11 protein-coding genes are annotated in these 10,405 nt (G+C 45.7%); 2 read left to right on the top strand and 9 right to left on the bottom strand.

The window, feature by feature from the left end; genetic code table 11:
- Positions 1-123: 123 nt before the first annotated feature.
- Positions 124-558 carry a GNAT family N-acetyltransferase gene (locus tag AB4209_RS07290; RefSeq protein ID WP_017063054.1) on the bottom strand — a complete coding sequence of 145 codons (435 nt, stop codon included), beginning with the start codon at positions 556-558 and terminating at the stop codon, positions 124-126.
- 76 nt (positions 559-634) lie between these two features.
- Positions 635-1,678, bottom strand: coding sequence for a porphobilinogen synthase (hemB, locus tag AB4209_RS07295; RefSeq protein ID WP_017060158.1), 1,044 nt, complete (start codon positions 1,676-1,678; stop codon positions 635-637).
- Positions 1,679-1,886: 208 nt separating this feature from the next.
- Between hemB and AB4209_RS07300 the strand changes: the two genes are divergently transcribed.
- Positions 1,887-2,648 (top strand): TatD family hydrolase, encoded by a 762-nt coding sequence (locus AB4209_RS07300; protein ID WP_017063053.1) that lies wholly within the window; start codon positions 1,887-1,889, stop codon positions 2,646-2,648.
- 288 nt (positions 2,649-2,936) lie between these two features.
- Here AB4209_RS07300 and tatC read toward each other — a convergent pair whose 3' ends face one another.
- The 7 genes from tatC to rmuC form a co-directional block, all read right to left on the bottom strand.
- Positions 2,937-3,692, bottom strand: coding sequence for a twin-arginine translocase subunit TatC (tatC, locus tag AB4209_RS07305; RefSeq protein ID WP_017060156.1), 756 nt, complete (start codon positions 3,690-3,692; stop codon positions 2,937-2,939).
- Between the two features lie 148 nt (positions 3,693-3,840).
- Complete coding sequence (tatB, locus tag AB4209_RS07310) at positions 3,841-4,248, bottom strand: Sec-independent protein translocase protein TatB (protein ID WP_017060155.1); 408 nt, start codon at positions 4,246-4,248, stop codon at positions 3,841-3,843.
- Between the two features lie 3 nt (positions 4,249-4,251).
- A complete protein-coding gene (tatA, locus tag AB4209_RS07315; protein ID WP_017060154.1) occupies positions 4,252-4,506 on the bottom strand; it encodes a Sec-independent protein translocase subunit TatA in 255 nt (84 codons plus the stop codon).
- A 53-nt stretch (positions 4,507-4,559) separates the two neighbouring features.
- Positions 4,560-6,194, bottom strand: a complete 1,635-nt coding sequence (ubiB, locus tag AB4209_RS07320) for a ubiquinone biosynthesis regulatory protein kinase UbiB (RefSeq protein WP_372055343.1) — start codon at positions 6,192-6,194, stop codon at positions 4,560-4,562.
- Entirely contained in the window at positions 6,191-6,796 is a 606-nt protein-coding gene (locus AB4209_RS07325) for an SCP2 domain-containing protein (RefSeq protein WP_017063051.1), read from the bottom strand. The genes ubiB and AB4209_RS07325 overlap by 4 nt, the downstream gene beginning before the upstream one ends.
- Before the next feature lie 98 nt (positions 6,797-6,894).
- On the bottom strand, positions 6,895-7,674 hold the full coding sequence (gene ubiE, locus AB4209_RS07330; RefSeq protein WP_029235100.1) for a bifunctional demethylmenaquinone methyltransferase/2-methoxy-6-polyprenyl-1,4-benzoquinol methylase UbiE: 780 nt from the start codon (positions 7,672-7,674) through the stop codon (positions 6,895-6,897).
- 65 nt (positions 7,675-7,739) lie between these two features.
- Positions 7,740-9,272, bottom strand: coding sequence for a DNA recombination protein RmuC (gene rmuC / locus AB4209_RS07335; protein WP_372055345.1), 1,533 nt, complete (start codon positions 9,270-9,272; stop codon positions 7,740-7,742).
- Positions 9,273-9,410: 138 nt separating this feature from the next.
- On the opposite strand from rmuC, the gene AB4209_RS07340 reads away from it, so the two are divergent.
- Entirely contained in the window at positions 9,411-10,304 is an 894-nt protein-coding gene (locus AB4209_RS07340; RefSeq protein ID WP_372055347.1) for a DMT family transporter, read from the top strand.
- Positions 10,305-10,405 lie beyond the last annotated feature (101 nt).

The following is a 10,405-nucleotide window of genomic DNA, read 5'->3' on the forward strand; positions in this document are numbered from 1 at the left end:
TAACATCCTTGTGAACATTTCCTCATTCCCTAAGACGAAGTTAATAATAATGATTCTCATTTAATAGTCAACAATTAAATGATAATAAATCTCATTTGATTTATAAACCGTTAACAGCAGTGCTTAAATTTGCTTCAAAAAATGGATTCTATGGTCATTAATGTCTTCTTTTTCTTCAAATCTTTCGATTAGGTAACCGTTTCTCAATAACAGGCGCAACATTGCAGGGAACTGGTTACGAGACTTAACCTTTAACTGTCTGTAGCCCTGCTCTTTCGCCCACTGTTCCTGAACGTCTAATTGCGCCTGTGCAACGCCTTTGTTCCTCGCGAGCGGTGACACGCCACCAAACCAGCTGTAAAAAGTATCTTGATCCAATTCATAGCCGATCTTAAAGCCAAGCAACACGCCAGCTTCTTCAGCCACTAAGATAAGGCTCTTTTTCCCTGCCAGCCGCTCTGACAGAGAAGCGACACTCTCTTTTTTAGCGAACTCAGAGATCTGCTCGACCACAGACACCACTTCTTCTAAAGAACCTTCACGTACGACAACTGACATCTTATTCATCCTTATAAACGAAAGGGCTGGCACAATGGCCAACCCTTTACTGATCACTTAAGTGAGATCTACACGGTTACTTTTCTTTTAAATGCTCAGCAGCTTGTGCGTTATCTTCAGCAAGCCACTCTGCGACATCTTTAGCGAAGTAAGTAAGAATGCCATCAGCGCCAGCACGCTTAAAGCACAACAGTGATTCCATGACGGTTTCGCGCTCTTTCAGCCAGCCGTTTTGAATCGCCGCTTTGTGCATCGCGTATTCACCAGATACTTGGTAAGCAAACGTAGGCGCTTGCAGTTCGTGCTTAACACGACGAACAATATCAAGGTAAGGCATGCCTGGTTTCACCATCACCATGTCCGCACCTTCATTAAGATCCATCGCGACTTCATGAATCGCTTCATCGCTGTTGGCTGGATCCATCTGGTAGTTCTTCTTGTTACCACCTTTCAGGTTCGAAGCACTGCCAACTGCATCACGGAATGGGCCGTAGTAGCACGATGCATATTTTGCAGAGTACGCCATAATCTGAGTATGAATATGTCCCGCTTCTTCTAACGCTTCACGGATCTTACCAATGCGACCATCCATCATATCCGATGGGGCAACTACGTCAGCACCCGCTTCAGCGTGTGATAATGCTTGCTTGATCAAGACTTCAGTCGTCTCGTCATTCATCACGTAACCATCTTCATCGATGATGCCGTCTTGGCCGTGAGTGGTGAACGGGTCTAGTGCTACGTCAGTAATAACGCCAATGTTTGGCACATGCTCTTTTAGTAAACGTACAGCGCGCTGCACCAAACCTTCTGAGTTATGAGCTTCAGCTGCGCATAAACTTTTAGCATCTTGGTTCACGACTGGAAATAGAGCAATCGCAGGAACACCCAGCTTTGACAGGTAATCTGCTTCCTCAAGCATGTAGTCGATCGACAAGCGTTCAACACCTGGCATTGACTCGACAGGCTCGCGGCGGTCTTTACCCATCAGGATAAACATTGGGTAGATTAGATCATCCACAGACAATTGATTTTCTGCCATTAGGCGACGGCTAAAGTCGTGCTTACGCATACGGCGCATACGGCGACCTGGGAATTGACCTTGAATTGAAACAGACACTAGATTCTCCTTGCCTAGTCTAAGCACCGAAATACTTAGATATGAAAAGTGCTAAATACAGGCAAAAGCATATCACTGATGGCTCAGGACGCTAGCAGTAAAATATGAAACCCACTCAAAAATAGGGATAAATGGCAAAAAATGACCTTCTCCTCACACTGCCGTATACTCATGACAACTCAGTAAAGACCGCTTTCAGGACAAAACAATGATCGACACCCATGCTCATATTTACGCTAGTGAATTCGATGAAGACCGCGAACAAGTTGTGCAGCGCGCACTGGCTCAAGGGATTGATACCATTCTATTGCCGAACATCGATTTAGAATCTATCGAACCAATGTTAGCAACAGAAGCGCAGTTTCCTGATGTGTGCCGTTCAATGATGGGCTTACACCCTTGTTATGTGGATGCGAATATCGAGCAAACCCTCAAAACCATTCGAGCTTGGTTTGATAAGCATGACTTTATCGCCGTGGGTGAGATTGGTATCGACTTGTACTGGGATAAAACCTTCAAGGCTGAACAAGAGATGGCGTTTGTGACTCAACTGCAGTGGGCAAAAGAGCTTGATCTACCTGTGGTGATCCACACTCGTGATTCCATTGAAGAGACACTTGCCCTACTTCGTAAAGAACAAGATGGCAGCTTACGCGGGGTATTCCACTGCTTTGGTAGCAGCTTAGAGGAAGCTCAAGCGATCAACGAGCTAGGCTTTCATTTAGGTTTAGGCGGCGTTTCGACCTTTAAGAACTCTGGGATGGACAAGGTGATCCCACATCTCGATATGGATTACGTCATTCTAGAGACAGATTGCCCATACTTGGCACCAACACCGAATCGCGGTAAACGCAATGAACCAGCCTACACAGAATTAGTAGCAAAACGCATCGCCGAATTACGCGGAATTACCCTTGAAGAAGTCGAAAACATAACCACCAAAAATGCTAAGGCATTGTTTAATTTATGACAAATCTATTAATAAGTAATTATTACGGATTTTTCCTGAATTTATTTGAGAAAGCTAAGTGACATGTATAGTATCAACCGCCTGCATATGGAGGTAGTTGATTATGTGTGACCATTCACAACACTTACAACGTCAACATCGAACCCTATGGCATAAAATTTTGGGCATCAAAGAGCTCTATATATGTCAGAACTGTGGCTATCAGTTAAAGATTCGATAAACAGACATAATAAAAAAGCGGCCCTAGGCCGCTTTTTTATTATGTGATTTTTACTGAAGCATTCCGAATCAAGATTCAGCTTCTTCCTCTTCATCCGCATCTGGCTTACGCGTATAAAAGCGTGCGAAAAACAGACCAATCTCAAACAGAATACACATTGGAATCGCCAACAGTGTTTGCGAGATCATATCTGGTGGTGTCAGCATCATACCGATGATGAAAGCACCCACCACAATGTAAGGACGCTTTTCAGACAGAGATTGAGGCGTTGTTGCCCCCGTCCAACACAACAAGATAATCGCAACAGGCACTTCAAAGGCAATACCAAAAGCAAAGAACAGCGCGAGTACAAAATCAAGATAGCTTGAGATGTCGGTTGCGAACTCTACTCCCCCTAATGATATGGCCGTAAAAAAGCCAAATACCAACGGGAATACAATAAAGTAAGCGAACGCCACACCACAGTAAAACAGCAATGAACTTGAAGCCAATAGCGGCATGATCAAGCGTTTTTCATGCTTGTATAAACCCGGAGCAACAAAAGCCCACACCTGATACAAAATAAACGGAACCGCGAGGAATATAGACGCGATCAAGGTTAATTTCAGCGGTGTGAAAAATGGCGATGCAACATCGGTTGCGATCATCGTCGCCCCTTCCGGTAGACGATCTACCAAAGGTGCTGATACGAATTCATAAATATCATTAGCAAAATAAATTAGCCCGACAAATATCACTAGCACCGCGACAATCGCACGTAGTAGGCGATTACGTAGTTCTAGAAGGTGGCTAATTAAAGGCTGTGTCTGCTCAGTCGAAGACATGTCAAACCTCTTAAACAGGAAGATCGAAAAGGAGCCGCGCGTGTATCTATCCAGTTGAATTGGTATCCACTTGAATAGTTATTTACTTGAATAGATATCTATTTAAACATCTAGCGAATCAAGTATCCGGCGACTCCTCCTTGCGAGACTATTCGGCTTTCTTATCTGACGGTGCTGAAGCTTCGCTGTTGACCTGAATGGTTTCAGATTCCACAGTTTCCATGACACTAGGTTTAGTCTCACTTGGCTTATCAGACTCAGGCTTAGCATACGGACGTTGAACCTCAGCAGCGGCCTGCTTGAGTTCATCGACTGACGCTTTAAGGTCTGGAGATAAATCTTCCATACCCATTTTTTCCGCCTTGCGTAGGTTTTCTTGCAGCTCTTGCACCTTAAGCTCATGAGAAAGTTCATCTTTCACACTGTTTGCCATGCTTTTCGCTTGTCCAACAAACTTGGAAATACTGCGAATCGCCACGGGCAAACGCTCAGGCCCTAAAACCACTAACCCAACGACAGATATTAATACCAGTTCCCAAAAACCGATATCAAACACGATTTACGCCTGCTCTTTGTCTTTCTTTGTTTCAGCAGTTGTTTCAGCGTGAGCTTCTGTCTTCTGCTGTTCAATATTCTTTGGTTCGAAGTCTGCATCTTTCTTATCTGCAGGCTTGTCTTCATCGCTCATCGCTTTTTTGAAGCCTTTAACCGCTGAACCTAAGTCACCACCCATACCGCGCAGTTTCTTTGTTCCGAATAGCAAAATTACAATTACAGCAATGATTAGAAGTTGCCAAATACTGATACCACCCATTGTCATTGTCCTCGGGTCTGTCTACACATAAAAATATTAAGAGAGTCTACTGTCTAACGACGGTAAGCTCGCCAACTAAGCAACCAAAATGTGACACCTGCGATGCCACAGCCCATAGATAGCTGCTCATAAGGGCTTGAAACTAATATTGCGGAGCATACGACTAAAGTGGCTCCAACGCCAAACAAAAACTTTCCAGTTGCTTGCTGACGCTTACTATCTCGGTAACCTTGATAAAGCTGATCCATTCTGTGGTTCATCGCTTTACCTTGGCGCAAGCTGTCATAAAGTAGCTCTGGCAGCTCTGGCAGTTTTTCTGCCCAGAATGGCGCACGCTCTTTTACTGCGTTGATCACAGCTTGCGGCCCCACCTGATTCATCATCCAGGTTTCAAGGAAAGGCTTCGCCGTTGCCCACAAATCAAGTTGCGGATACAGCTGACGGCCTAGGCCTTCGACATACAACAAGGTCTTTTGCAGAAGCACCAACTGAGGTTGAACCTCCATGTTGAAACGTCTTGCTGTATTAAATAAGTTTAGCAACACATGGCCAAATGAGATCTCGCCAAGTGGTTTTGCAAAGATTGGCTCACACACCATACGGATCGCGAACTCAAAATCATTGACGTTAGTGTCGTGTGGCACCCACCCCGAATCAACGTGTAGCTCAGCAACTTTACGGTAATCTCGATTGAAAAAAGCCAACAAGTTCTCTGCTAAATAGCGCTTATCTTCGCTATTGAGCGTACCAACAATGCCACAATCCAAACCAATCCACTGAGGGTTATCTGGATTCTCTGGGTTAACAAATACGTTGCCCGGGTGCATGTCTGCATGGAAAAAGCTATCTCGGAATACTTGGGTGAAGAATACCGTCACACCGCGTTCCGCGAGCAATTTCATGTTGGTGCCGTTGGCTTCTAGCGTCTCAATATCGGAGACTTGAATACCATAGATTCGCTCTGACACCATCAGGGTTTCGCTGCTTAGATCAGGGATAACCTCTGGAACATACAGCTCTTCACTGCCTTCAAAATTACGTCGCAGTTGAATGGCATTGGCCGCCTCACGGCGCAGGTCGAGTTCATCAAGTAACGTTTTCTCGTACTCGTGAACCACTTCAACCGGTTTCAAACGACGTGCTTCAGGAAGCGACTTAGCGACTATACGCGCCATTCGGTGCATCAGTTTTAGATCTGCGTCAATCACCGGGTGAATATCAGGTCGAATGACCTTCAGAACAATCTCACGACCGCTCTCTTTAAGCTTTGCGGTATGCACCTGAGCGATAGAAGCAGAAGCCAGTGGCTCGATATCAAAGTCGGTAAACCAGTTGTCTAAACTGCCACCCAACGCCTTTTCCATATCTTGCTTCGCCAGTTGACCATCAAACGGCGCAACTTGGTCTTGCAACAACGCCAACTGATCGGCGATATGAGGAGGGAACAGATCACGACGTGTCGACATCATCTGTCCAAACTTGATCCACACTGGACCAAGTTCTTGCAGCGCAAGGCGCAAGCGATGACCCAACTCTTTATCTTGATGCTTGTTCTTAAGCCAAAACAGTGACTTTCGCGCCAACAAAGGAGCTTTAGTCAGTTGGTGTTCCGGCATCAACTCATCAAGGCCGTATTCCAACTGTACCTTGATAATATGATAAAGACGTTTCAGTTCTGCTGGGGTCATGCTTTCTCCAACAGAGCGTTCAACTTAGCTTCAAGACGAGCAGCGGAGCTTTTTACGTCATCAACTTGGTCGCAAAAGTGCGCAACTTCTAACGGTGCAGGTGCGATCTTCCACTCTTCAGTCAGAACTTGAGCAACATGATTTTGATGCTTAGTTGCCTGTTTTGCTACAAAGCCACCGACGTTTTTAACGCCTTGCACCAAGGTATGCGCAACCACATCACCCGTTACGCGCGATAACCACTCTTCCAAATCAGGCTTGCAGTCTGTCATCAGTTGAGCGAATTTCTGAGCCAGTTGAATATCACCTTCTAAGATCAGCTTATCTTGCTTGATCAGCTTGGTGATGTTCGATTGCTCACGCAGTTCAGGTAACACCGATAGGTTCAAAGATAGGTAGCAGTCAGGCTGCCCTTCGTATTCTGACAACACATCAATCTGTTGGCTGAAAACGAAAGTGAGTGTTTTATTCAACTCTTTCAAATTAACTTGAATGATCTGCCCCTTTAAACGAGACAAACGACGAACCAAGGCTGGATCATCGTTCACGAAAGTATTTAAAGAGGTTTCAATAACCGCGGTGACCAATGGATCAAATGGCATGACTGTCCTTACCTTTGAAAACGGATAAGCCTTAACCTATCCGTTCTGTCTTTATTCTTATTGTTTAGCACGCCCTAAGAGCCTGCTACCAAGTTCGACTAGAACTTGTAACCGCGGTGCAGCGCAACAATGCCGCCCGTTAGGTTGAAGTATTTAGTATTCTCGAAACCCGCGTCTTGCATCATGCCTTCCAAGGTTTCTTGGTTAGGGTGCATGCGGATTGATTCTGCAAGGTAACGATAGCTGTCTGCGTCGTTGGCAATCAGCTCACCCATTTTTGGCAACAGGTGGAAAGAGTAGGCATCGTAAACCTTTGATAGTGGCTCAAGCACTGGCTTAGAAAACTCAAGAACCAACAGACGGCCACCCGGCTTAAGTACGCGGTACATAGAACGCAGCGCTTGGTCTTTATCGGTTACGTTACGCAGACAGAAGCTGATCGTAATGCAATCGAAGTAGTTATCTGGGAATGGCAACTCTTCAGCGTTCGCTTGTACGTAGTGTACGTTGCCAACAATGCCGCTATCACGCAGCTTATCACGGCCAACATTCAGCATTGAGTTGTTGATATCAGCAAGAACCACGTGGCCTTTTTCACCAACGATACGCGAGAATTTCGCAGTAAGGTCGCCAGTACCACCACCAAGATCTAGGATACGCTGACCAGGGCGAACGCCACTGCAATCAATCGTGAATCGCTTCCACAAGCGGTGAACACCACCCGACATTAAGTCATTCATGATGTCGTATTTAGCGGCTACAGAGTGAAATACCTCTGCTACTTTCGCGACTTTTTCGTCTTTTGCGACTGTTTCGAAACCAAAGTGTGTGGTTTCTGACTCTACTGCTGAATTTGTCTGCACGCTTGTGTCCATAATGCTGTTATCTACCATGGTAAGTTCTCATCGACAGCGCTCTTTGTGTTTAGAGGCGCTGCGGCCGATTAGTTTACTTTATCCTCAGCAGGTTGTCTTTCTACTAAGGAAGCATTTTCTGAAAAAGCCTCATTTTGCGCCATTTCAGCCAAACCAATCGAGATCGGTTTCTTCACTTCAACACCCAATTGCTTGAAGCTTTCGGCCTGACGAATCACGTTGCCTCGCCCTGTGACTAGCTTATTCATCGCCCCTTGATAACTTTGGTTTGCTCTATCAAGTGAGCTGCCAAGGCCTTCCATATCATCAACAAACAGGCGCAGCTTGTCGTAAAGCTTGCTCGCACGTTCCGCGATAACTTGCGCGTTCTGATTCTGTCTATCGTTGCGCCACAAGTTATCAATGGTACGCAGTGCCACCAGCAAGGTGGTTGGGCTAACCAAGATAATGTTTTGCTCCATCGCATCTTTAACTAAGCTAGGGTCGGCTTGAATCGCCACCTGAAACGCAGGTTCTACCGGAATAAACATCAACACATAATCCAAGCTCTGTATGCCTTTGAGTTGATGATAATCCTTCTGGCTCAAGCCTTTAATATGCGCGCGCAATGAAGCCAAGTGATCACGTAATGCGGCATCACGTTGTTGATCAGTTTCAGCATTGAAGTAACGCTCAAACGCCACCAAAGCCATTTTTGAATCCACCACCACTTGCTTGTCTTGTGGCAGATGCACAATCACATCTGGCTGGTAACGCTTGCCCGCATCGTTTTGCAGGTTCACTTGAGTTTGGTATTCATGACCTTCGCGCAGCCCAGACTCAGCAAGTACTCGAGCCAGTACCACTTCGCCCCAATTGCCCTGCTGTTTGTTATCACCCTTTAGCGCTTGAGTCAGATTAACCGCTTCACGTGTCATGCTCTCATTGAGACGTTGTAGGTTCTTCAGTTCGTGTACCAAGGTGTGACGTTCTTTGGCCTCTTGGCTGAAGCTGTCATTCACTTGTTTCTTGAAGCCTTCCAACTGCTCTCTCAATGGAGACAACAAACCTTCTAGGCTCTGTTTATTTTGCTGATCGACCTTAGCGGTTTTGCTCTCAAACAGTTGATTAGCTAACAGTTCGAACTGCTGCTTAAGTCGAGATTCGGCTTGCTCTAGCAACTGTAGCTTTTCGCTATTGGCGAGGTTTTCTTGGTCGTGTCTTGCTTCTTGTTCGCGCAGCTCAGCTTCTAATTCAGACTTATGATCCTTAAGCACATTGATCTCATCAGCGTACTGCTGACGCTCTTGCTTCACGGCTTCAAAATAACGCAGCTTCTCCATCGCAGCCATCACCTTGCCATGTGCCTGCTTAAGTTCAAATGCCGCTTTATCTCGATCATCATCCAACTCATTGAGCTCTTGTTGCGCCTCTGCGAGTGAAGATTTGAGCTGAGATTGTTGTGACTCATGCAGCAAACGGTCGGACTCGAGTTGCTGTTCAAGAAGTCGCTGCTGAAAAGAGAACTTCTGTTTGATCCACCAGCCCACCACACCGCCGCTGACGAGCGCGCCGGAAATAGCAGCAATAAGCGTTGCCTGATGTTCGATAATCCATTGCATGATAATGATTTAGCCTAATTGGAGATAACTCATTAAATGGTATTTTGATACTGGATAAATGTCCAGTTTGCCGTATTAAAATTCGACAGATAGACTAGGCGCTCCGTATTCTGTCCCATCAAATTAGAATGAGTTGCTATGAACGAACGTCGTGCCTTGGGCTTTGGCCTTGCTGCGGTATTGCTGTGGTCAACAGTCGCTACTGCTTTTAAGCTGACCCTTGCTGAGTTTTCACCGATTCAAATGCTGACCATTGCCAGCATTGTGTCGTCGATTGCGCTGATCGCCGTTTGCGCGTTTCAAGGTAAGCTTTCTCAACTGAGTACCACGTTTCTTTCAAACCCTTGGTATTACTTACTGCTCGGTTTGGTGAACCCTCTAGCCTACTACCTGATTCTATTCAAAGCCTACGACTTGTTGCCAGCATCTCAAGCTCAAGCCATCAACTACAGTTGGGCGATCACGCTGACTCTAATGGCAGCGGTTTTTCTAGGGCAAAAGATTCGTAAACAAGATTGGGTGGCGTGTACCTTCAGCTACGCAGGTGTGGTGGTTATTGCCACCAAAGGAGATGTGTTAGGCATGCAGTTCGATAGTCCACTCGGTGTGGCACTGGCGCTGCTTTCTACTCTGCTTTGGGCGGGATATTGGATTCTCAACACCAAAAACAAGGCTGACCCTGTGATTGGCGTATTGCTTGGTTTCTTAGTCGCATTGCCCTTCGCGATCGGTTTAACCCTTTACGAAGGCGAGAGCTTTAGCCAAATCACAGCAAAAGGTTGGATGGCTGTGACTTACGTAGGCCTGTTTGAGATGGGCATTACCTTTGTCTTATGGCTATCAGCACTGAAGCTGACCAACAACACAGCGCGTATCAGCAATCTGATTTTTGCGTCACCGTTTATCTCGTTGATGCTACTTTCGACCATCATTGGTGAAGATATTCACCCAGCGACCCTGTTTGGCTTGGTACTGATCATTGCTGGCTTAGTGATTCAACAGATCAAGTTTTCAAAAAACAAACCGGCGTAAATAAGAGCTAAAAGATTCAATTGAGCACGAAAAGCTATCGATAAAGTCGAATCTAGAGCTAGAGCACAATGTTAGATACAAAAATGGCGAGTCGTATGACT

The organism is Vibrio sp. 10N.286.48.C11 (assembly GCF_041469805.1).
Lineage (GTDB): Bacteria > Pseudomonadota > Gammaproteobacteria > Enterobacterales > Vibrionaceae > Vibrio > Vibrio crassostreae_C.

Bases quoted from the DNA above. Each gene is read 5' to 3' on its own strand.
- AB4209_RS07290 (WP_017063054.1), bottom strand. From the start codon at position 558: ATGTCAGTTGTCGTACGTGAAGGTTCTTTAGAAGAAGTGGTGTCTGTG.
- AB4209_RS07300 (WP_017063053.1), top strand. From the start codon at position 1,887: ATGATCGACACCCATGCTCATATTTACGCTAGTGAATTCGATGAAGAC.
- tatC (WP_017060156.1), bottom strand. From the start codon at position 3,692: ATGTCTTCGACTGAGCAGACACAGCCTTTAATTAGCCACCTTCTAGAA.
- tatA (WP_017060154.1), bottom strand. From the start codon at position 4,506: ATGGGTGGTATCAGTATTTGGCAACTTCTAATCATTGCTGTAATTGTA.
- ubiB (WP_372055343.1), bottom strand. From the start codon at position 6,194: ATGACCCCAGCAGAACTGAAACGTCTTTATCATATTATCAAGGTACAG.
- AB4209_RS07325 (WP_017063051.1), bottom strand. From the start codon at position 6,796: ATGCCATTTGATCCATTGGTCACCGCGGTTATTGAAACCTCTTTAAAT.
- rmuC (WP_372055345.1), bottom strand. From the start codon at position 9,272: ATGCAATGGATTATCGAACATCAGGCAACGCTTATTGCTGCTATTTCC.
- AB4209_RS07340 (WP_372055347.1), top strand. From the start codon at position 9,411: ATGAACGAACGTCGTGCCTTGGGCTTTGGCCTTGCTGCGGTATTGCTG.